This window comes from Streptomyces sp. NPDC047042, assembly GCF_040644035.1.
In the GTDB taxonomy this organism is placed as follows: Bacteria; Actinomycetota; Actinomycetes; order Streptomycetales; family Streptomycetaceae; genus Streptomyces.
Window position 1 is genome coordinate 132,705 of the sequence record NZ_JBEYVP010000003.1, and the last position, 21,745, is coordinate 154,449.

The 21,745-nt window shown below is 70.2% G+C and carries 15 protein-coding genes; 5 read left to right on the forward strand and 10 right to left on the reverse strand.

Annotation, left to right across the window (positions count from 1 at the left end; translation table 11 throughout):
* From ABZ855_RS04255 to ABZ855_RS04285, 7 genes are all read right to left on the reverse strand, one after another.
* Positions 1 to 1,095, reverse strand: coding sequence for a BMP family ABC transporter substrate-binding protein (locus tag ABZ855_RS04255; RefSeq protein ID WP_360800606.1), 1,095 nt, complete (start codon positions 1,093 to 1,095; stop codon positions 1 to 3).
* Between the two features lie 100 nt (positions 1,096 to 1,195).
* Positions 1,196 to 1,924 carry a purine-nucleoside phosphorylase gene (deoD, locus tag ABZ855_RS04260; protein ID WP_360800609.1) on the reverse strand — a complete coding sequence of 243 codons (729 nt, stop codon included), beginning with the start codon at positions 1,922 to 1,924 and terminating at the stop codon, positions 1,196 to 1,198.
* A complete protein-coding gene (locus tag ABZ855_RS04265) occupies positions 1,924 to 2,703 on the reverse strand; it encodes a glutamine amidotransferase (protein ID WP_360800612.1) in 780 nt (259 codons plus the stop codon). The genes deoD and ABZ855_RS04265 overlap by 1 nt, the downstream gene beginning before the upstream one ends.
* A gap of 67 nt (positions 2,704 to 2,770) precedes the next feature.
* Complete coding sequence (locus ABZ855_RS04270) at positions 2,771 to 3,829, reverse strand: LacI family DNA-binding transcriptional regulator (RefSeq protein WP_360800614.1); 1,059 nt, start codon at positions 3,827 to 3,829, stop codon at positions 2,771 to 2,773.
* The gene (locus ABZ855_RS04275) at positions 3,819 to 5,162 is read right to left on the reverse strand and encodes an amidohydrolase (protein WP_360800616.1); all 1,344 of its coding nucleotides are present in this window, start codon (positions 5,160 to 5,162) and stop codon (positions 3,819 to 3,821) included. The genes ABZ855_RS04270 and ABZ855_RS04275 overlap by 11 nt, the downstream gene beginning before the upstream one ends.
* A gap of 94 nt (positions 5,163 to 5,256) precedes the next feature.
* A complete protein-coding gene (locus tag ABZ855_RS04280; protein ID WP_360800618.1) occupies positions 5,257 to 6,726 on the reverse strand; it encodes an APC family permease in 1,470 nt (489 codons plus the stop codon).
* Positions 6,727 to 6,836: 110 nt separating this feature from the next.
* Entirely contained in the window at positions 6,837 to 7,571 is a 735-nt protein-coding gene (locus ABZ855_RS04285) for an FCD domain-containing protein (protein WP_360800621.1), read from the reverse strand.
* Positions 7,572 to 8,125: 554 nt separating this feature from the next.
* Here ABZ855_RS04285 and ABZ855_RS04290 point away from each other — a divergent pair.
* Complete coding sequence (locus tag ABZ855_RS04290; RefSeq protein ID WP_360800625.1) at positions 8,126 to 9,565, forward strand: amino acid permease; 1,440 nt, start codon at positions 8,126 to 8,128, stop codon at positions 9,563 to 9,565.
* Between the two features lie 263 nt (positions 9,566 to 9,828).
* Positions 9,829 to 11,316, forward strand: coding sequence for a ricin-type beta-trefoil lectin domain protein (locus ABZ855_RS04295; protein ID WP_360800629.1), 1,488 nt, complete (start codon positions 9,829 to 9,831; stop codon positions 11,314 to 11,316).
* 82 nt (positions 11,317 to 11,398) lie between these two features.
* On the opposite strand, the gene ABZ855_RS04300 is transcribed toward ABZ855_RS04295, so the two are convergent.
* The 3 genes from ABZ855_RS04300 to ABZ855_RS04310 form a co-directional block, all read right to left on the reverse strand.
* Entirely contained in the window at positions 11,399 to 12,454 is a 1,056-nt protein-coding gene (locus ABZ855_RS04300) for a LacI family DNA-binding transcriptional regulator (RefSeq protein ID WP_360800632.1), read from the reverse strand.
* Between the two features lie 66 nt (positions 12,455 to 12,520).
* A complete protein-coding gene (locus ABZ855_RS04305) occupies positions 12,521 to 12,796 on the reverse strand; it encodes a hypothetical protein (protein WP_360800635.1) in 276 nt (91 codons plus the stop codon).
* Positions 12,797 to 12,883: 87 nt separating this feature from the next.
* Positions 12,884 to 19,108, reverse strand: a complete 6,225-nt coding sequence (locus tag ABZ855_RS04310) for a DNRLRE domain-containing protein (RefSeq protein WP_360800638.1) — start codon at positions 19,106 to 19,108, stop codon at positions 12,884 to 12,886.
* Positions 19,109 to 19,526: 418 nt separating this feature from the next.
* On the opposite strand from ABZ855_RS04310, the gene ABZ855_RS04315 reads away from it, so the two are divergent.
* The 3 genes from ABZ855_RS04315 to ABZ855_RS04325 all read left to right on the forward strand — a co-directional run bounded on the left by ABZ855_RS04315 (position 19,527) and on the right by ABZ855_RS04325 (position 21,736).
* Positions 19,527 to 20,081 (forward strand): hypothetical protein, encoded by a 555-nt coding sequence (locus ABZ855_RS04315; protein WP_360800641.1) that lies wholly within the window; start codon positions 19,527 to 19,529, stop codon positions 20,079 to 20,081.
* A 103-nt stretch (positions 20,082 to 20,184) separates the two neighbouring features.
* Positions 20,185 to 20,877 carry a hypothetical protein gene (locus ABZ855_RS04320; protein ID WP_360800644.1) on the forward strand — a complete coding sequence of 231 codons (693 nt, stop codon included), beginning with the start codon at positions 20,185 to 20,187 and terminating at the stop codon, positions 20,875 to 20,877.
* Positions 20,878 to 21,091: 214 nt separating this feature from the next.
* Positions 21,092 to 21,736, forward strand: a complete 645-nt coding sequence (locus ABZ855_RS04325) for a sigma-70 family RNA polymerase sigma factor (protein WP_360800647.1) — start codon at positions 21,092 to 21,094, stop codon at positions 21,734 to 21,736.
* Positions 21,737 to 21,745: the final 9 nt, after the last annotated feature.

Here is a 21,745-nt window from a genome sequence, read left to right on the forward strand (position 1 = left end):
TCAGAAGGCCGAAGGGACCTTGACGGCACCGGACTTGACCTTCGCGGCCTGCGCCTCCAGTTCGGCGCGTACGGCGGCGGGGACGAGCTTGTCGAAGTTGGCGTTGTCCACGTAACCCACGCCGTCCTCGGCCAGGCCCACCGCGGCGGGCTTCCCGTAGGCGAGCGTGCCCGCCTTGTTCGCCTTGGCCGCCAGGTAGAGGGCGTTGCCGGCGTTCTTGAGGATGGAGGTGACGACGGTGTCCCGCTGAGCGGGGTCGGTGAGCGTCTTGTACTGGTCGGAGTCGACACCGAAGGCGTACCGCTTGGCGGCGACTGCCGACTCGAACACACCGAGTCCGGAGGATCCGGCGACGGGCCACACCAGTTCGGCGCCCTGCCCGTACATCGCCGAGGCGATCTGCTTGCCCTTCGCCGGGTCGCCGAACGGGTTGTCGCCGCCGACGTACTGCACGAGAACACCGGAGGACGGATTTCCGCCCGCCGCCTCGAAGCCCGCCTTGAAGCCGACGACGAAGTCCTCGATGACGGGAATCTTCACTCCGCCGATCACCCCCACCTTCCCGTTTCCGGCGCTGCCGGGAAGGGACTTGGCGGAGACGAGTTTGTCGGCGAGGAATCCGGCGAGATAGGCGGCCTCGTTCTGCTTGAAGGTGACCGAGTAGACGTTCGCGCACTTGTTGGAACAGCCGCTCTTGCCCGTGTAGTCCACGGAACCGTCGAAGAGCCAGAACTTCTTGTCCGGGTATTCCGGGGCCAGTTTGGAGATGAGGTCGACCGTGTCGACGGTGCCCGCCGCGAGCACGTCGTAGTCGTCACCGGCGGCGGCGTCCTCGAAGCCGGAGGCCCACTTGGTGCGGTCGCTGCCCAGCTCGACGACCTTCAGGCTGTAGCCGAGGTCCTTCTCCGTCTTCTGCAGGCCCGCGTACGCGGAGTCGAAGAAGGAACGGTCGCCGAGGTTTCCGTTGATGACAAACTTGATTCTCGGCTTGCCCGAATCACCGGAGGAGGAAGAGTCGGAGTCCGTCGAGGCGCCGCATGCGGCGAGGGTGAGGGAGAGCGCCGCGACGCCTCCCATAATTCTGATCTTGTTCATCGTTCGCGATTGCCTTTCACTGCGAGGATTTTCCCTGTCCATTGGCCGAAAGCTATGCAATGCAAAACGTTTTGGCTATGGGTCTTTGTGTGCTTTCGCGTTAGGAGATTGTTTCCGGCAGCAGCGCGGTGGCCGCGATGGTGACGGCCCTGTCGAAGTCGGTCTCACGTTCGGCCGGGGTGAGCGCCTGCGCGTGGCGCACGTGGTCGCTGACCGTCAGGACGGCGAGCGCCTGGCCGCCCTCGGCGGCTGCGGTCGCGTACAGGCCGGCGGCCTCCATCTCGACGGCGAGGGTCCCGTGGGCCTCCAACCGCTCGAACAGCTCCGGTCGCTCCAGATAGAAGTGGTCGGTGGTGAACACCGGCCCGATGTGCGTGCGCGGTCCGGCTCCGTCCTCGTCCCCGGCGGCCCGTGCGGCCGCAGCGGCCAGGCTGAAGGAGGCGGCGTGACTGAGGTGCACTCCGTCGATACGGCCGCTGCCCATCGCCGAGTCGGTGTGGGCGGCGGTGGCCACGACGACGTCCCGCAGGCCCACCGAGGCGGGGAGGGCGCCCGCGGTGCCCACCCGCACGATGCGGCGCACGCCGTAGAAGCGGAACAGCTCGGTCGCGTAGATCGTGACGGACGGCATCCCCATACCCGAGGCCAGCACGGACAGAGGCATCCCTCGGTACGTTCCGGTGTACCCCTCGATGCCGCGCACGGAGGTGACCAGCCGGGCGTCCTGGAGGATCGTTTCCGCGATCCGGCGTGCCCGGCGCGGATCACCGGGCATCAGCACGTCCGGCGCGAAGTCACCGGGGGAGGCCGCGATGTGGGCGGTGACCATCAGACCGCCTCCTCGGCCGGGGTGCCGGCCAGCCAGCGGACCAGGCGGTCCCACACCTCGGGGTAGCCCTCCCACTCCAGGAAGGCGGGCGGGGCCCAGTGCGGCGCCAGGTCGGACGTGAAGGCCGCCGACCTGCCCGCGCCGTAACCGCCCACCGCCAGCAGCGGATGGCCCGCGCACTCGACGAGCAGCTCCGCGCCGTCCCGTACCGCCACCTCGTTGAGGCCGAGCAGGTCCGGCCAGGTCGCGTCCAGCCCGTCGACCACCGGGTGCCGGCCGAGAACCCGGGGTGCGGCGCCTGCGGGCAGTTCCACCCGGTCGTCCCGGTCGTGCAGGGCGACCGGCAGCGCGGCGGCCAGCGGGGTGCGGCCCCAGCGGGCCTTGGCGTCGATGCCGGTGAAGGTGAGGTAGCCGCCGACCATCAGCAGGCCGCCGCCGCGCTCGACGTACGCCCGGAGCAGTTCTGTGCGGTCCGGTGCGGGGATCGAATGGGCGAAGGTCTGCGGGGTGAGCTGGAAGCTGTTGGCCCCGACATCGCTGATCACGACGACGTCGTAGGCGTCCAGTTCCTCGGCGGTGGCGGGCACTCTGCGCGCTATCTCGTGCGCCGGGACGTAGGTCACCGTGTGACCCCGGTCGCGCAGCGCGTCGAGGAAGACCTGGGCGCCCTCGACGTACTCGGAGGTGAAGAAGGAGTCGAAACCCTTCTGGTGGACGGAGTGGGTGAACCAGGACTCACCCACGACGAGGACATGGGGCATCGCTGTACGGCCTTTCATAAGGGGTGTCTTTCACAGGGGGTGTTGGGTGTTGAGATGGCGAGGTGGCGGGGCGGCTGTGTCCCGGTCAGGGGGCCGGGCGCACGGGCGCCGTGCTGGCGCGGACCTTCAGCCGGACCGGCAGGATGTGCCGGGAGGCGGGGGGCACCTCGTCGCGGTGGACGTAGCTGAGGAGCTGGGCGCCGGCCGTGCGGCCGACGTCGTACGCGGGCTGGTGGACGGTGGTGAGGCGGGGGTGGACCCGGGAGGCGAGCATGATGTCGTCGAAGCCCGCCACCGAGACGTCGTCGGGGACGCGCAGTCCCGCGTCCTCCAGGGCGGCGACCGCGCCGAGCGCCATCAGGTCGTTGGCTGCGAACACGGCGGTGAAGCGACGCGGACGGCCGCCGTCCAGGGCAGCGGCGACCACGTCGTAACCGGACCGCTCGACGAACGCGCCCTCGACCTCGGTGACGCCCGCGTCGCCGAACGCCTCCCGGAAACCGGCGATCCGCTCCAGGCTGCTGACCAGGTCCACCGGCCCGCTGATCGCCAGCACCCGGCGGTGGCCCAGCTCCCGCAGGTGCTGCCCGATCAACCGGCCGCCCGCGCGGTGGTCGGCGGTGACCAGGATGGTCTGCTCCAGCAGCCCGGGGACGACCTCGTCGGCCAGGGCGATGGGGAACCGCCCGAGCAGCGACGCCAGCCGGCCGCGCGAGGGCGGTGAGCCGGAGGCGTACACCATGCCGTCGATGAACCGGCCCCGGAGCATCTCCAGATAGCGGTCCTCGCGGTCCGGGTCGAACTCGGTGTTGCACAGGATGACGCCGTAGCCCAGGTCGTGGGCCGCGTCGTCGACGCCCTTGGCGAGTTCGGCGAAGAACTGGTTGGTGATGTCGGGGACCAGGAGCCCGATGACGTTGGTCGAGCCGGCCTGGAGGTTGCGTGCCGTGGAGGCCGGGACGTATCCCAGCCGGCTGACGACCGCGCGGACCCGCTCGGCGGTCTCCTCCGCGACCGGCCGGTTGCCGGTCAGCACATGGGACACCGTGGTCGGGCTGACCCGGGCGGCGGCCGCCACGTCCTTGATCGACGCGGGTCGCCGCACCCGGCGGCGGCCCGCTTCCTCGTCCCGCTCACGGGTCATAGTGCTGCACCGCCCTGCCGTGCGAGGTGTCGAGGAGGGCGGGTACGCGTGCCTCGATCTCGGCCAGCAGACCCGGCAGGTCCACGGTCAGCAGCCGGCCGTCGCGCACGACGACCCGCCCGTCCACCACGACCGTGCGGACATCGCTCGCCCGGGCGCTGTAGACCAGGGCCGCCACCGGGTCGTGGACCGGCCGACAGTGCGCGCCGCCCAGGTCGACCAGCACGATGTCCGCGGCCCGGCCTGGCTCCAGGGCGCCGATCCGGTCCCCGAGACCGAGTGCCCGGGCCCCGCCGCGCGTGGCCAGCCGGACGGTGTCGGAGACCGTCATCCAGGTGGCGTCCCGCTCGGCCTGCTTCTGGGTCAGCGCGATCAGCCGCATCGCCTCCCACACGTCGAGCGTGTTGTGCCCGGCGGCCCCGTCCGTCCCGGCGCCGACGGCGACACCGGCGTCCAGCAGACCCCGTACCGGGGTGAGCGGACGCAGCGCGTGCTTCAGATACACCTTGGGGCAGCAGGCGACGCCCGTACGGTCCCGGTGCGCCGCCAGCGTCGGCAGGTCCTCGGGGACGATGCCGCAGCCGTGCGCGATCAGCGCGCCCGCGTCCAGCACCCCGGTCCGCTCCAGCACCGTGACGGGGGTGATGCCGCGCCGGGCGAGACTCGACTCGGTCTGCTCCAGGTGCTCGGCGGCGTGGATGTGGATCCGCAGGCCCGCCTCCCGCGCCAGCTCCGCGAGGCGGACCAGGTCGGCGTCGTCAACGGTGTACGGCGCGTGCGGGCCCAGCGACGCGGTGACCCGCCCGTCGCCCATGCCGTGCAGGGCGGTGGCGGTCTCGGCGCTCTCCTCCAGGGCCGCGCGACCCCGGCTGCTGAAGTAGGTCGGTGCGATGTCGGCCCGGATTCCGGTCCGTACGACCGCGTCGGCGATCCGCTCGGCGTGGAAGTAGTGGTCGGCGAACGTGGTCACCCCGCTGAGCAGCATCTCCGCACAGGCCAGCTGCGCGCCGAGTCCGACGTCGGCGGGGGTGAGGTTGACCTCCATGGGCCAGACCCGCTCGTTGAACCAGTCCTCGACGCTGACGTCCTCGGCGGCGCCGCGCATCAGCGTCATCGGGCCGTGGGTGTGGGAGTTCACGAGTCCGGGTACGGCGACCAGTCCCGTACCGTCGACGGTCTCGGCCCCGATCGCCTCCGGCCCGGAGCCCGCCGGGCCCAGCCAGGCGATCACCCCGTCCTCGACCAGGATGTCCTGGTCGGTCTCCACCCTGCAGGGGCCCTGCTCGGGCACGACGAGCACCGAGCAGGAGGTCACGATCAGTCGGCGCGTCATGTGGATCCTTCCGTTCGAAACGGACGTTAAGGATCCAAAACGTTTTGCACAACCCCCGTCCGAGGAGGCTGCCGTGGAGCTGTGACCCCGCGCTTCAGTCCGCGTCAGCGACCACGGACCCCACCCGGTCGGCCAGAGTCGGATCGCGGCGGACCAGGAGGGCCGCGTAGCCGACGGCGGCGAGCAGGGTGGCCAGTGCCGCGTAGGGGAACCAGTTGTACGGGGCCGGCTGGCCCGGCTTGGCCAGGTAGTACAGCGGGACCAGGATGGCCAGGGCGCCGAGCGCGGGCAGCACCAGGTGCCGGACCGTCCGGAACTCCTGCGGCCGGTAGCGGCGGTAGTACAGCGGCAGGGCGATGTTGGACGCGAGGTACACCAGCAGGATCAGGATGGTGCCGAGGGTCGAGGACTCGGTGAAGAAGACCACCGGGTTCATCGAGCCGTCACCGGATCCCAGCAGGTGGCCCAGGCCCCAGCCGCCGATGATCAGCAGGGCGGTCGCGGCGAAGGTGACGATCGCGTTGTTCGGAGTACGACGGGTGGGGTGCACATAGCCGAAGAAGGACGGGAGCAGGCCCTCCCGTCCGGCGTTGAACACCAGGCGGGCCTGGGAGTTGATGCCGGCGATCAGCACGCCGAGCGTGGAGGTCAGACCGCCCAGGTAGGTGAGGAACGCCAGGGCGCCGAGGGTGTGCTGGGCCACCTCGACGAAGGGGATCGGGGAGGCCCCGAGTCTCTTCACGTCGTAGCCGAAGCCCGTCACCGTGGCGTAGGCGAAGACGACGTAACTCACCGTCATGATCGCGACGGAGGAGAACACCGCGCGGCCGACGTTGCGCCGCGGGTTCTCCGTCTCCTCGGCGAGCGCGGCCGAGTTCTCCCAGCCGACGAACAGGTACACCGCGAGCGGGAAACCCGCGGCCAGCCCCTTGAGGCCGTGGTTGATGTGGCCGGGCAGGAACGGATCGAGGGAGAGGCCGCCGCGGTGTTCCACGAGCGCCGCGACCGAGACCACGGCCAGTACCAGCATCTCGACACCGAAGAAGTAGCCGGCCCACTTGGTGGAGACCACGATCCCGCGCAACATCAGCCCCACGGCCAGCCCGGTCAGCAGCAGTGTCCAGATGATCCACGGCAGGTCCACGCCGGTGTAGTGGTACAGGGTGATCTGGACGAACCCGCCGGAGATGGCGATGACGGAGGCCATCGCGATGATGTAGCCGAGCCCCGCGAGCAACGCCGTGGTCACCGCGCTGACCGGCCCGAAGGTCTTCCCCACGAAGGTGGTGAAGCTGCCCGCCGAGGGGTGGGCCCGGGAGAACTCCGCCAGGGTGTTGCCGAGCAGCGCGACCGCGATTCCCGCGGCGACGATGGTCAGGGGTGACGCCACGCCGGCGGTGGTGGACAGGAAGGCGAAACCGAAGAAGAAGCTCATGGCCGGGCCGACGTTGGCCATCGTGGCCGCGGCGATGTCCGCCATGCCGAGGACACCGCCGCGCAGCCGCTGCGGGGCGCCGGCGACAGGACCCGGCGGGGGCAGCGGACCGGCTCCGGGGTCGGACATGGCGGCAACTCCTTGTGCGGTGGTGACCTGAGGGACGCCGCATTGACTGTCGGCGCGGGTTCTCGGCGGTCGGGGGACGGGCGCGAGCGGTGTCAGCGGTGTCAGTGGTGTCAGCGGTGTCGGGAACGCTGGTGTGCTTTCACCGCCTGCACGGCCGGGTCGGTCGCGCCTCGGCCCAGTTCGGTGAGCAGTTCGGCGTGGCAGTGGTTCTGCGCGCGTACCACCGCGGGGTGCGGCGCGGGCAGCAGCAGGCAGAGCCGGCCGAGCAGATCGGCGGCGTACTCGCGCATTCCCCCGCCGCCGAGCGTCTCCGCGAGGTCCAGGTGGAAGCGGGCCTCCGACTCGGCCAGTTGGGCCGGATCATCCGTCAGTTCCATCTCCTCGACCAGCGCTCGGAGACCCGCCAGCCGCTCGGCCGGGATCTCTCCCGAACTGTGCGCCACGAGGCCGCATTCGAGCAGCAGATGGAAGGCGTCCAGTGAAGCCGCCTCCTCGGCGTCGTGCATCACGGCGACGACGGTGTCCCAGTCCTGCGCGACGAACGTTCCGCCCGCCCGGCCGCGTCGGCGGTCGAGGAGGCCGTCCTGGCACATGCCCTCCAGCGCGCGGCGGACGGTGATCTCGCTGATCCCGAGTTCCTCGGCGAGGACACCCGTGTCGGGGAGCCGGTCCCCAGGCCGAACGGAGCGCAGGCGCACCCGCAGAGCGATTCTCGACCGGACGAGATCCGATCCGTTCTGGCCTCCGCCGGGCAGGGCGCGAGCGTGTCCCACGCCGGTGACCGGCGTCGTCCGAGCCGGGCCCGGCTGGTTGTAAGGCCCGAACTTGCCCGCTGCATTCACCACGACGCCACCCTAACGGCCTGCTGTACGGGGTCCCGGCCCCCGGAGGAGGGCTCGCGCGGGTGTGGTGCACAGGGGCTCCCAGGGGCGGGGACGGCGGCTGGAGGAAAAAATTAGAGCAAGGTGAACAGTTAAACAAGACCCTGCTGCGACCGGTCCGGCAGCAACGGGGAAGGGTGCTCAGGCGGTCGCGAAGCCATGGCCCTGAGCTGGGGATTCACGCCCGGAGGGGTGCGTCTGCGGGGTGCGTGGAGGGGGTGTGCGCGTGTGCCTGGGGGCGCCGTTTCCCCGTCGGGCGGCGCGCGGATGCCGCCGCTCGGGCGCTTTGGGTCTCTTGTTTTTTCTGATCGCCCTGAACTATTTTCCTCAGCGTCACCGGGTGGCCGCTACGGCAGACACCGGCCTCCGGTCGTGGTCCACCATGCCCTCCCCGCGTCCGTGATCACCACCCCCGACCCGGCACCCCCGCGCACCCCGCCCGGCGGAATCCGCACGGCTACCTCCGTCCGGCTTCGACGGAATCGTCCCCATTCCCCGCCAGTCCCCTGGATGTCGAGATGACAACACGTCCCCCTGCCCCCGCCCCCGACACGGTCACCACCACTGAAAGCACCCCAGCCGGATCCGGCCTGCAGGCCGGCCTGAAGAACCGTCACCTGTCGATGATCGCGATCGGCGGTGTGATCGGAGCGGGCCTGTTCGTCGGCTCCGGCTCCGGCATCGCCGCGGCGGGGCCCGGCATCCTCGTGTCGTACGCACTCGTGGGCGCCCTGGTCGTGCTCGTGATGCGCATGCTGGGTGAGATGGCCGCCGCCAACCCGACCTCCGGCTCCTTCTCCGCCTACGCGGACCGCGCGCTCGGCCGCTGGGCCGGGTTCTCGATCGGCTGGCTGTACTGGTTCTTCTGGGTCGTGGTGCTCGCCGTCGAGGCGACCGCCGGCGCGAAGATCCTGGAGAGCTGGATCCCGGGCGTGCCCCAGTGGGCCTGGGCCCTGATCGTGATGATCGTGCTGACCGTCTCCAACCTCGCCTCGGTCGCCTCCTACGGGGAGTTCGAGTTCTGGTTCGCCGGGATCAAGGTCGTCGCGATCGTCGCGTTCATCGGGGTCGGTCTCCTGGCGGTCTTCGGCATTCTGCCGGGCACGCACAGCGACACCGCGGGGCTGTCCAACCTCACGGCGCACGGCGGCTTCCTGCCCAACGGACCCGGCAAGATCCTCACCGGTGTACTGATGGTCGTCTTCTCCTTCATGGGCAGCGAGATCGTCACCCTGGCGGCCGGGGAGTCCGAGGACCCCCAGCGCGCGGTCACCAAGGCCACCAACAGCGTCATCTGGCGGATCGCCGTCTTCTACCTCGGCTCGATCTTCATCGTGCTGACCCTGCTGCCCTGGAACTCCCCGGCCATCACCAAGGACGGCTCGTACGTCGCCGCCCTGGACTCCCTCGGCATCGCGCACGCCGGTCAGGTCATGAACTTCATCGTGCTCACCTCGGTGCTGTCCTGCCTCAACTCCGGTCTCTACACCGCCTCCCGCATGGCCTTCTCCCTCGGCCGCCGCGGCGACGCGCCCGCCGCCTTCGGCCGGACCAAGCGTCAGGGTGTGCCGCAGACCGCGATTCTCGCCTCGGTCGTCTTCGGCTTCGTCGCGGTGTTCTTCAACTACGCCTGGCCCGACACCGTCTTCCTGTTCCTGCTCAACTCCTCGGGTGCCATCGCCCTGTTTGTCTGGCTGGTCATCTGTTTCTCGCAGCTGCGCATGCGCCGCATCATCCAGGCCGAGTCGCCGGAGAAGCTCGTCGTCCGTATGTGGCTCTTCCCGTACCTCACATGGGCCACGATCGCGCTGATCGTGTTCGTGCTCGGCTACATGCTCACCGACACCGCCTCGGGCGGCGGCCGGGACCAGGTCGTCCTGTCCACCCTGGTGGCCGTGGGTGTGGTGGCCTTCGCGCTGCTCCGCAACCGGCTGACGCCGAAGGCCCGGCAGAGCTGATCACCGCCTCGTGGGGACCCGGGACCCGGGCCCCCACGAGGCCGATCCACCGCTGGTCGACGGACTGTGGGATTTCGGACCGTTCCCGGGTCTTGTCATCAGGGCGGGCGTCGTGCAAGTGTCCGGCCATGGTTACGTAACCATGGCTGGTTTCAAAGGGGTCCGAGTGGCTTATTTCGGACCTTGGTTCATCATTGCCTCGGCTCAGGTGACGAACGAACCCGCACGAACCCGCACTCCGCCCTCCCGTCACTGGAGACGAGATGACCAAGACCCCGACGAGGTCGAGAAGACTGGCCAGTGTGCTCATGGCCGGCTTCGGCGCCACGCTCATGTTCCTGGGCGCCGCCCCCGCCCCCGCCCTCACCCAGTCGGTTGGCGACGCGTCGGCCGCCTCGTACGCGCCGGGCAAGCCCGCGAAGGGCGGCACCAGTGACTTCCGCGGGGTCAACTGGGCAGACCCGCGCGACAACTACGCCACGGACGCCGTGGTGCCGAGCGGCCTGTCGGTGACCGACAGCTACCGCACCGTGTACCGCACCACGCAGAAGATGGTGAGCGGGTTCAAGAAGAACCTGGGCGCCAACACGCTGCGACTGCCGATCAACCCGGCGACCGTCGGCACCACCTGGTGGAAGTCGTACCGCGCGACGATCGACGCGGCCACGGCCTCCGGCGACAAGGTCATCGTCAGCTACTGGGAGGCCAACACCAGCAAGGACGGGCTGGTCGACGACACGGCCGCCTGGAAGACGATGTGGAACACCGTGGTGCGGGAGTACAAGCACAACCCGCGGGTCTACTTCGAGCCGATGAACGAGCCGCACGGCTACACCCTCGACCAGTGGGTGTCCGTCACCAGCGGCTGGCTGTCGAGCCACAAGGACGTTCCGCGCGGCCGTGTCGTGATCAGCGGCACGGGCTACAACGACAACGTCACCGGCGTCGGCGCGGCCCGCGAACTGCGCGGCACGCTGTTGTCGCTGCACTTCTACGGCTTCTGGAACAGCTACACCACGCAGGCCGAGTGGACCGCCGACCTCGAGGCGCGACTCGGCAAGTACACCGACCGGACCATCATCGACGAGGCCGGCTCCCCGATGACCATCGGCCTCAACTACGGCGCGTGGAACGGCAACATCTACACCTCGTACCTCGCGGCCGTGGCCAACACCGCCCGCAGCAAGGGGATGGGGCTCGTCTACTGGCCGGGCCTGCGGTTCGACGACGCCTACTCGATCGAGTCGCTGGACGCCGACGGCAACCTCGTGGACAACAGCGAGACCGGCGTCGCCCTGCTGCGCTGGGGCTACGGCTTCGGCAAGACCCCGCCGGTCAACAACCTGCCGCCGGCGCCTCCCGGTGAGGTCCTGCGCGGCGTGGGCTCGGGCCGCTGTGTCGACGTGCCCGGCTTCAGCACGAAGAGCGGAACCCAGCTCGACCTCTGGGACTGCAACTCCGGCGGCAACCAGATCTGGAACCACAACGCGGACAACCAGCTCACCGTCTACGGCAACAAGTGCATGACGGTGGGAGGCACCGGCGCGACGGCGGGCGACCCCGTGGTCATCGCCGACTGCACCGGCGCGACGGCAGCACAGCAGTGGAACGTCAACGCGGACCTCTCCGTGACCAGCGTCGCGAACCCGGCGCTCTGCCTGGACGCGGCCGGAGCCGGCACCGGCAACGGCACGTCGGTCGACGTCTGGTTCTGCAACGGCAGCACCAACCAGCAGTGGACCCGGAGCTGACACCGGCGCCTGTCGCCATGCACTCCTGATCCGAACCGTACGGGCCCGGCGAGCACCATCGCCGGGCCCGTACGCGTACGGGTCAGCGCCGCCGCTCCTCGCCCTCCGGTGAGGGCGGCGGCGTTCCGGTGCTGGCGCGTACGACGAGCCGGGTCGGCACCAGGGTCTTGTCGATCACGTCGGGCCCGGTCCGGCCGATCTTGCTGAGCAGTTTCCGCAGGCTGAGCCGGCCGACCGCCGCGAAGTCCTGTCGTACGGTCGTCAGTGGCGGCCAGAAGGCGTGGGACTCCTCCATGTCGTCGAACCCCACCACGCTGACGTCCTCCGGGATGCGGCGGCCCAGCTCGTGCAGGGCGCGCATGACCCCGAGCGCCATGTGGTCGTTCGCGGCGAAGATCGCCGTGACCTCCGGCCTTCGCCCCAGGTCCAGCCCGTGCCGGTACCCGGACCGCGTGGTCCAGTCGCCGTAGAGCACCGGGGGCGGGACGACGCCGGCCTCGCGCAGGGTGCGTTGCCAGGACTCGACCCGATGGGCGGCGGAGTACGAGGTCGGGGGGCCGGCGATGTGCCAGACCTGCCGGTGCCCGAGTTCCAGCAGATGCTCCGTCGCCTGGCGGGCGCCCAGTGCCTGATCGGTGTCCACCACGGTGTAGCCGGGGCCGGTGTCCGAGTCGACGACCACCATCGGGACCCCGGGCGGGAGGCTGAACTCCGCGTCGTCCAGGAGATGGGCCTCGAAGACCAGGATCACCCCGTCGACGGCGGCCTCACTGAGCCGGTCGTAGGCGCCGGAGATCCTGCCCATGGTCGGGTCGGACACGGGGATGAGGGTGACGGCGTACTTGGCGCGGGCGGCCTCCGCCGCGATGGCGTCGAGTGTGCGGGTGTTTCCGAACGTCTTCAGCGTGAAGGTGATGACACCGATGGTGTTGAACCGGCCGCTCTTGAGCGCGCGTGCGGCTCCGTTCGGCCGGTAGCCCAGCGCCCGCATCGACTCGACGACCCGCTGCCTGGTCGCCGGGTCGACATTGGTGTGCCCGTTCGACACGCGCGACACCGTCTGCGGCGCGACACCGGCGTGCCGGGCGACGTCCGCCATCGACGGCCGGGGCGGCCTGGACATGGGCTTGTCCCCCATCACCATGATCCTTCGTTTCCCCTGTTCTCGGGCCCTGACAACAGCCTAGGCCCACCCGGGAAAGGATCACGATGTCGGTGCCGGTCCGCGTCGACCGCCGGAGACCCGCCGGAGGCCGATCCGGGCGAGCCAGATAAGTGCGGCCGCCGCGACGGCCTGGAGGCCTAGGGACACGACGGTGGCGTGGCCCATCGGGTAGTTCATGGGAACCAGCACTCCCGCCCCGGCCAGGATTATCAGAAACGGAATCCACAGAGGATCGCGCGTTCCCCGGAGCTGCCACACGACCGCGCCCGCGGAGAGTATTTCCACCAGCGCCAGCGTGATCTGCAGGTAAGTCAATGGGAATCCCTGTCTTGAAAACGATTCGGGCGGAGGGGAGCGGGCGAGTGCGCCCGCTCCCCTCCGCTACACGGAATCAGTCGTGAATCAGTCGTACTCGTGGTCGTTCCAGTAGCCGGTGATGGTGTAGTCACCGAAGAAATTGATCCAGATTTTCAGCCGGGGCTGATCGGCATACAGCTCCCAGTGGGCCGTCTTGTGCTGAACCCGGCCGTGGTAGTACCGCCAGTACGAACTGTAGTGATAGTCGTACCGCCAATATGCTCCCTCGATGAAGACGCCTGCCATGAAGCGGGCCTCCAGCGTCTGGAAGATGGCACGGATGTGGCCGGGCATCGAGCTGTAGAAAGAGGGCTTCCAGCCGGTGATGTGGGTGTAGCGGCCCTCGTAGTACCAGGGCGTGGTGGCGTCGGTGCACTGGCTTCCCGTGCGGTTGTCGCCGCAGACGATCATGTTGCCGTCGAGGTCGAACTTGTTGACCGGGTCCTGGGCGGCGTAGTCGTAGGCGTTCGCGCTTCCGCCGGGTACCGGGTCGGTGCTGAGGAAGCGGCCGTTGACGGGGTTGTACAGGCGGACGCCCATCATGATGTCGCCGGTGGGTGTCTCGCCGGAGCGTTCCTTGGCGCCGAGCCAGCGGTAGCGGGCACTGCCGGCGCCGGCCACGGAATTGCCGTACTCGTCCGTGGCCGTGACGACGACGGCGGTGTTCGCGTCGTTGGTGGGCAGGGTCATCGTGACGTCTCCGTGCAGGTCGGTGAGCTGCAGGACGACATCGCCGTTGGCCGAGCTGTACGTCGCTCCCAGTGCCCCGCCGAGCTCGGGCACATTCCTCGTGTAGGCGCCGGTGGAGGTGTTCTCGACCGTCCACGCGGGACGGTCCGACGGTCCGTCGAAGTGGCTGGTCCTGGAGGCGGTCTGGGTCCAGGTGCCGGAGGAGTTCGACTCGGTGGTGGAGGAGTGGAAACGTCCGGCGGGGTCCAGCTGCCAGGTGGTGCGCTGACTTCCGCTCGTCTGCTGACGGGCGAGGTCGTCGACGTAGTACGCGGTGCTGATGCCGCCGGGCTCGCCGGTGAGGCGGCCGAAGGCGTCGTAGGTGTACCCGCTGTCGACCAGACGGTCCGCGCTGTCGTAGGTGTGGCTGGTGGTGGTGCCTCCGCTGGTCGGGCAGCTGGGGGTGGTGCCGTCGGTGGTGGTGGCGCCGGTCGACGTGGTCAGGCTCTTGCGGTTGCTGTCCTGGTCGAAGGTGTACGTACGGGCGGTGCAGCTCTGCGCCTGCCCCTGGATGACGGTCTCGTTGGTGTGGGTGAGCCTGCTGTCGTTGTCGTACGTGTAGGTGTCGTCGACACCGAGACCACCGGAGGTCGACAGGGCCCTGCCGGTTTCCTGACCGGCGGCGGAGTGGCCCGCCTGGTCGGAGAGCAGGACGTTGCCGGAGGCGCCGGTGTAGGTGCGTGAGGTGTTCTGGCCGGCCTCGTCCGTGGTCGCGGTCAGGGTGACCGAGCCGGGCAGCGACTCGGTGGCCAGGGTGCCGTTCGCGTCGTAGGTGGCGCTGAAGGTTCCCGCGTTGGAGTCGGTCTCGGAGGTCACCACACCTCGCGGGTCCTTCGCCGTGTCATAGGTGTACGTCAGGGTCGACGGCGCCGAGTCGCTGATCTTGACGGGCCGGTTGAGGCTGTCGTACTGGGTGGTGGCCGTGTTGCCGTCGGCGTCGGTGTAGGACAGCTGACGGCCGAGCTGGTCGTAGGTCTGGGCGACGGCCTTCCCGTCGGGAGTCGAGGCCCCGGCCGCGAGACCGGTGCCGGAGGAGTAGGAGACGGTGGTGGTCTGAACGGCCTGGCCGCTACCGCCGGAGACCGCCGTCTGGGTCGTGCGGTCGGCGCTGTCGTACGTCGTCGTGGTGGTGCGGGTGACGCCGCCCGCCGTGTCGGTGACCTGGCGGGGCAGCCCCGAGGCCGTGTAGGTGGTCGTGGAGGTGACCCGCTGCGCCGGGTTGGAGCCGCCGCCGGTGATGTCGGCCGCGGGGGCGGTCCGGCAGACCATGTCGGCCCACTCGGGGTGGCCGCCGCAGGGCGCCGAGCCGCCGGCGGTGTAGTAGGTGGTGATGGTGGTGGCCGCGTCCGAGCCGTTCGACGCGGGCTGGGAACTGCTGGTGACCTGGCCGGCCGTGTTGTAGCCGGTGAGGGTGGTGATGGCCGAACCCGAGGGGTCGATGACCGTCTTGGTCGGCTTCCCGAGGGTCCAGTCGTAGTAGGTCTTGCTGGTACGGGCGTCCGCGTCGGCGGCGTACCCGGTGACGGCCGCTCCGATCACCGACGTCGTGATCTGGTCGGAGACCTTCGCGGAGCCGTCCGTGGGCCGGTTCTCGTCGAAGGTGTTGTGCGTGTGGGTCCGTGCGGCGACCACCGAACCGGCGGGCAGGGCGGCCGACGTGCCCGAGGCCGCCAGGGCGTGCTCCAGGGTGACCTGGTGCAGCGGCCCGTAAGTGTCCTTCTCCTGCTGGCCGGTGCTGTCGTAAACGTGCAGGGTGGACAGCTGGGTCGCCCGCTGCGCGGTGGTCGCCGAGGCCAGGCCCAGCGCGTTGAGCTCGCTGTTGGAGCCCGCGGCCAGGGCCAGTTCGCGGTTGCCCGCGGTGAGTTCCCGGACGGTGTTGCCCGAGGTGTCGTACTCGGTGGTCGTGATGTGCCCGCCCGGCACCGCCGTGTCGACCTCGCGCCCGTTGACGTCCAGGTAGTGCACGGTGGCACGGCTGTAGTCGCCGGAGGCCAGGTGTCCGCTGCCCGTGTTGGACGACGGCACCTGGTCGGCCGGGAAGACGGCCGTGGCGTCGGTGGGCCTGTCGCTCTGCGCCCAGGTGGCGACATCACTGCTGCCCAGGGCGTACGGGCCCCCGGAGCCGGTGGTCAGCGGTACGTCGTAGACCACCTTGGTGGTGGCGGTGCCGTTGGTGGTGGAGGCCGACCCCGGAGTGAGGGTGGCGCGGCCGGCACTGAGCAGGCGTCCGGCGTTGGTGTCGCCGTCCGTGCCCGCGGTGCCGTAGGCGAAGGTCCACGGCAGCTGACCGGGCGGGGTCAGCGAGGTGACCCGGCCGGCCGCGTCGTAGGCGTAGGCCGTGACCAGGGTCGGGCTGATGCGCGGGTCCCACTCCTCGCGGAGCATGCCGTTGGTGTCGTACGAGTACTGGGCGACCACCGTCGCGGTCTCGGTGCCGGTGGCCGGGTCGATCGCCCACCGGGTGACGGAGGCGACGCGGCCGGCGTAGGTGCCGAACGCACCCGTCGTGGTGCCGGTCGCGGTGGTGGCGGTGGCGTAGTCGAACTGCAGGGCCCGGCAGCCCGTCGCCGGGGTGCTCGGCGTCACGCAGGAGGCGTTCAGATCCGAGATCGCCGAGGTCGGGGCGACCATCCGGGCCAGCCGCACCGTGGTGGTGCCGCCGGAGGTGACGGTGTCGAACCGGTAGCGGGTGGTGTTCCCCGAGCCGGAGGGGGCCGTGGAGGAGATCGTCCACACCCCGGCGTTCGCGGCGGACTTGGCGAACACGGTGACCGTGCCGTCGGTGTCGGTGAGCGTGTACTGGTCGGCCGAGGAGCTGTAGGCGAGGGAGTAGTCCTCCGCGCCGGGCTCGGGGCTCCAGGTTCCGCTGCCGTCCTTGGTGAACGCCACCTCGCTGCCGTCGGAGGTGACGAGCTGGACGGCGCTGGAGGTCACGGGCCGGATCTCGGTGTAGCCGGTGGAGGCCGTGTCCGAGAGCTCGCCGAGGGTCCACTGCGGGCCGAACGGCGCCGCCTGCCCGGTCGGCGCGCCCCCGGCGGGATTGCGGGAGGAGGCGCTGCGGGCCAGCGTCAGACCGAGCCCGGAGGTGTCGGTCGCGGAGAGGGCGTAATCGCCGGTGGACAGATTCACCGAACCCGGGCCCACCTGCTCGGTCGCCGCGTCGGTGGAATTCCGGTCCAGGGTGAAGGTCACCGCCGACGAGTCGTAGACGCTGCCGGACGAGTCGGTGAAGTGACCGCGGACCTGTACGGAACCGTCGTCCCCCAGGGTGGCGGCGACGTCCCACACCAGATCCGGCGAGACACCGCTCGACATCGTCACCGGCCAGGCGGCCAGGGCACTGCCGCCGTTGGTGACCTGCGCGACGGGAATGTCGGACCAGCTGTCCGCTCCGGCACGGCGGTACTGGAGTCGCACGGACTGGGCGGTGGCGGGGCCTGCGGCGGTCAGGGTCGCCCTTCGCGCGCTGCGGCCGCCGTCCTTCGGCGAGGTGATGGCGCCGGCGCCCGCGTCGAACTGGTAGGTGGCCGCGTCCGAGAGGTTGCCCGCGAGGTCCCGGGTGTAGACGGTCAGCGTGTGCGGGCCGTCCGCGGCCGGGGTCACCTGGGCGGTCACGGCCGCGCCGGTGGTGGCCACGAAGGTCTGCTGACCGGAGTCGAGCTGCCACACGACGCCGGCCGTGCCGGTGCCGCCGGCGGGCGGGGTGAGGGTGAAGGCGCCGCTCTGGCCCGCGCCCTTGGCCCAGCCGCCCGACGGGTAGTCGGTGGAGGCGACGGAGGGAGCGTTGGGCCGGGTCGTGTCGACGGTGAACACCAGCCCGCTGGGCACGGTCTGACGGGCCCACAGCGAACCGTCGTACCCCCACGGCCAGGCGGTGTAGGTGTGCCCGTCCACGAGTTTCCCGCTGGGTACGGAGGCACTGGAGGTACCGCCCGAGGCGGTCCAGGAGCCGTTCAGATTGGCGATGACCTGGGTGTTGGCGCCGCCGGTGGTGTCGTAGACGTTCCACTGCGCCATCACGTTGCCGCCGTCGGCGTCGGTGACCGTCGCCTGCAGCTGCGGGGTCGCCGTGTTCGTGTACAGCGTGGTCGTCGACCCGGAGACCGAGGAGACGCCGGGCGCGACCGTGGGCGCCGAGGTCATGGGGTACGAGTTGTACGTCACCGACAGATAGGGCACGTCGGAGGACGCGTTGGCGGAGTAGAACCGCTTCCAGGAGCCGGAGTCGGTCTCGTCCGTGGCCCGCAGCCCGAGGTTGGCGTAGGTGTAGCCGTGGTCACCCGCGTACTGCAGGAACGAACTGGGGTCGACGGACACCCAGCCCTCCGGGACGGATCCCCCGCAGGAGGAGGGATAGCCCTTCGTCTGTGTCGTCGTGACGTACTTCGTCGTCCACGACGGCTGGTTGGACCAGACCGTGGAGGTGGAGGCGGCGCCGGTCTGCCACAGCTCCCACGAGGCCGGGGCGCAGTCGGCCGACCAGTACTCGTAGAGGTTCAGCGAGGAGGACAGGACGTGGGCGTTGACCAGCTGGGAGACCGGGAACTGGAGGAAGGAGCGGGCGACGTCGGTGCCCGCGTCGTAGGTGCCCAGCTTGAGGTCCGTGGAGGTGTACTCCGCGGTGGAGTCGGTGTTCTCCACGAAGGTGTCCAGCACGCTGGACAGGCTGGTGGAGGGATCGACGGTGACCGGGTAACTCGTCCTGGGGTCGGCGAGGAACCTCGCGTCCGGCGTCAGGGTGAGGTCGACCGTGTCACCGGACTGGGACATGGTCATCCTCACCCGGGCGCGGTGGGTGTGCTCCAGCGACGCCGGGTCGACCCTGGCGTCCCACATGACCGGGGCCGGTATGGTGCCCGCGACCTTGCCGTGGGAGTCGGTGAAGGTGATCGAGCCGTTCTTCGCCTGCTTGGCGGTCAGGCCCTTCGCGCTGATCGGGACGACGACCCGGTAACCGGCCGAGGGCCGCGTGCGCAGGACGACGTTCTCCTCGAATCCGGTGCGCGTGGCCTGCACGGTCACATCCGTGCCGGGGGAGACGTTCGCGTAGGTGGCGGTGCTCCCCTTCAGCCTCGGCCTGGGCAGGGTGCCCTTCCAGCCGACGGCCACCCGGTGCGCGCCGGTGCCCTCCGCCGCGAGGGACGCCTTCCCGCCGCCCGGGGCGAGTACGAGACCCTGCGGCTGCGCCTTCGGGGCCACCGCTCCGCCGGAGGCGGCCCGCAACGTGGTGTCGACGTTCACCCACGCCCCGCCCCGCCTGAAGCGGACCGGCGCCGCGTAGGAGTCGGTGGTGAGAGTGCCCTTCGGGTTCGCCCATGTCGTCGACCGGTCGGTCCGCTCGTCCAGCACCTCGACCCTGCGTCCCCGCAACCGGGCCGTGGCGATCGCCGACGCGAGATCGGGCGCGGTCAGGGGACCGGACGGGGAAGCCTTGGACGGCGCGGCGACGTGGTGCCGCGCGGGAAGGGCGAGCGCCTGGCCGGTCGAGGCGAGCATGACCGCCGCCTCGGCCACCATGAGCAGCGCGAGCGCACCCCCCACCGGTCTGATCCGCCCTGGCGACGACCCGCTTCCCGGCCTTCTTCGAAGGTCGCCAACACGATCGCTCCGCACAGAAGCACCCCCTCTTCTCGATGGCCGAACGCAAGATCGTCCGGAGCCGGAGGTGAGTATCGACGCGCCGGGTGACGGGCACCAGATCGGACAGATCGCCATGAATGCAAAGCGATCACCAACCCGGGCTCAACAGTTCGGCGGGTGTGCGCATGCTTTCTGTGCAGACATCCGTATTTGTTCCGTGAAGTCGCTACTGATCGTGAGAATCAGCGGCGGACCGGGGTCCGGGAGAGGTTCATTGTCTTTTCCAATTCATGGAAAGGGTGTGTGGATTCGATGATCAACTGATGTCACTCTTTTTTGAGGTGTCATCAGGGCACTTCAGGAAGAGGAAGAGAATCCGATGGGGGACACGACCCGCCCGGAGCGCGTACGGCGCGGACTGTCCGGCGTACTTCTCGTGGTGGCGTGCGGCGCCATGCTGCTGTTCGGCGGGGCGCTCCTGCTGAGGCCGCTGTGGCCTGTGGGGTTCGAGGACGACTCCCTGCCCGCGACTCCGCGCGAGCGCCAGGGCGTTCCGGGTGCCGTGCTCCAGCGCACCTTCCGGCTCGCGGTGCCGCCGAAGGCCGGGGAGACCTCGTATCTGGTGGTCCCGGGCGACGGCAGCGCGGAGAGCGGCCAGGACCTCTATCTCCGCTTCCGCACCACACCCGAGGGCCTCAAGGAGTTCCTGACCTCCCTGGACGAGACGACGAGGGACCTGGCAACCGGCAGAGCCGTCCTGGACCAGGACGACATCGACTCCGTCGGGCTTCCCTGGCGGATCGGACCCGAGGACCACCTCGCGGGTCTCTACGCGGACATCCCGGAGAAGGGTGACCGGGCCGGCTCGGCCCGGGTGACCGTCGACGAGAGCGAGCGGGGCGCGCCGCTGGTGTACGCCCATGTGACCGTCTAGCCGGGTGTGTTCTGTATCACTTCCCTCGAGGTGAGTTGCGGACCGGGGCCCTGCGCGTACTCACCCATGACGAGCGGAGCCCGGATGCGAGGATGAGGCCGTCATGACTGCCGGGTGGGGAACGCGCACGATACGAGCCGCGGTGTTCGCGGCCGTGTGTGTGCTGCTCGCTGCCCTCGGACACGTCCTCATGTCCGGCTCCAAGGTGTCCTGGTGGACCCTGTCCGCCGGCTTCGCCGCCACGAGCGCCGTCGGCTGGACCCTGGCGGGCCGTGAGCGCGGACTCCCGCTGGTGGTGTCCGTCGTGGTCGTCGCCCAGGGGGCGCTGCACTCGGCGTTCTCGTGGGCGGGGCAGGCGTCTTCCGGATCGGGCGCGGGCGCCCAGGCGCGGGACATGGGCGGCATGTCCATGGATGCGATGGACATGGGTTCCATGGGTTCCATGGACATGGGGCATGCCGCGCACGCGGACCCTGTGGACCCCATGGCCCATTTGGGAACCATGTCCCATGGTGGTGGCGTCACGGCGTCGCTCGGCATGCTCGCCGCCCACACGCTGGCCGCTCTGCTGACCGGGCTGTGGCTGGCGTACGGCGAGCGGGCCGCCTTCCGCCTCCTGCGGGCCGTCGCCGGATGGCTGGCCGCCCCGCTGCGGCTGCCCCTTGTCGCCCTGCCCGTTCCACCGCGTCGCCCCCGTCTGCGGCCGACGCGCGAGCGCGCCGAGCGGATCCCGCGGCTGACGCTCACTCACACGATCATCTCTCGGGGGCCTCCGGCCGGGACCGCTGTCAGCTGAGACAGCAGGCTTCCCGAGGCCGTCCCGCCGGTACCGCGTCTGCCGGTTCCGCGGGGTACGCGAGGTACGCGGCTTCGGGCACGGGACGAGTACGACGTACGCGCCGTTCCGCTCCCTTCCCTTCCCTCTCCCGCCCTCCCGTACCGGGACCTTCCTTCCGCAGCGCCTGAGTTCACGCGCCGGCCGGTCCCGGACCACCCGAGAAGGACATCAGGTGATCACTCCTGTCCTCCCCCTGCCGTCCAGGAAACGCGACGCGGAGCGCGAGGCGCCCGACGACCCGGCCACTGTCTGGGCCCTCGCCGCGCGCACCGGCGACCGCGACGCCGTGGACCGCTTCGTGCGGGCCCTGCACCCGGACGTCGTCCGCTACGTCACCCATCTCTCCGCCGACCGCCAACTGGCCGACGACCTCGCGCAGGACACGTTCCTGCGGGCGCTCGGCAGCCTGCACCGCTTCGAGGGCCGCTCCTCGGCCCGCACCTGGCTGCTGTCGATCGCACGCCGTACGGTCATCGACAACCTGCGGTACGCCGCCACCCGGCCGCGCTCGGCCGACGTGGACGACTGGACGACCTGCGCCGAACGTGCCCAACCCCGAGGCCTGCCCGGCTTCGACGACGGCGTGGCCCTGCTCGACCTGCTGGACGCGCTGCCCGTCGAACGCCGCGAGGCGTTCGTCCTCACCCAACTGACCGGCCTGCCCTACGAGGAGGCCGCCGAGGCCGGGGGCTGCCCGGTCGGCACGATCCGCTCCCGGGTCGCACGCGCCCGGGCGACCCTCGTCGAACTCCTCGACGAGGCAGAGGCAACCGAAGGGGCGGGACCGACCGGGGCTCGGGAGGCCGTGGCCGCGTGAGGTGCGGGC

What these genes read in the sequence shown, in the direction of transcription:
- ABZ855_RS04275 (WP_360800616.1), bottom strand. Translation starts at nt 5,162, where the DNA reads ATGACGCGCCGACTGATCGTGACCTCCTGCTCGGTGCTCGTCGTGCCC.
- ABZ855_RS04265 (WP_360800612.1), bottom strand. Translation starts at nt 2,703, where the DNA reads ATGAAAGGCCGTACAGCGATGCCCCATGTCCTCGTCGTGGGTGAGTCC.
- ABZ855_RS04280 (WP_360800618.1), bottom strand. Translation starts at nt 6,726, where the DNA reads ATGTCCGACCCCGGAGCCGGTCCGCTGCCCCCGCCGGGTCCTGTCGCC.
- ABZ855_RS04300 (WP_360800632.1), bottom strand. Translation starts at nt 12,454, where the DNA reads ATGGGGGACAAGCCCATGTCCAGGCCGCCCCGGCCGTCGATGGCGGAC.
- ABZ855_RS04295 (WP_360800629.1), top strand. Translation starts at nt 9,829, where the DNA reads ATGACCAAGACCCCGACGAGGTCGAGAAGACTGGCCAGTGTGCTCATG.
- ABZ855_RS04255 (WP_360800606.1), bottom strand. Translation starts at nt 1,095, where the DNA reads ATGAACAAGATCAGAATTATGGGAGGCGTCGCGGCGCTCTCCCTCACC.
- ABZ855_RS04290 (WP_360800625.1), top strand. Translation starts at nt 8,126, where the DNA reads ATGACAACACGTCCCCCTGCCCCCGCCCCCGACACGGTCACCACCACT.
- deoD (WP_360800609.1), bottom strand. Translation starts at nt 1,924, where the DNA reads ATGGTCACCGCCCACATCGCGGCCTCCCCCGGTGACTTCGCGCCGGAC.
- ABZ855_RS04270 (WP_360800614.1), bottom strand. Translation starts at nt 3,829, where the DNA reads ATGACCCGTGAGCGGGACGAGGAAGCGGGCCGCCGCCGGGTGCGGCGA.
- ABZ855_RS04315 (WP_360800641.1), top strand. Translation starts at nt 19,527, where the DNA reads ATGGGGGACACGACCCGCCCGGAGCGCGTACGGCGCGGACTGTCCGGC.
- ABZ855_RS04320 (WP_360800644.1), top strand. Translation starts at nt 20,185, where the DNA reads ATGACTGCCGGGTGGGGAACGCGCACGATACGAGCCGCGGTGTTCGCG.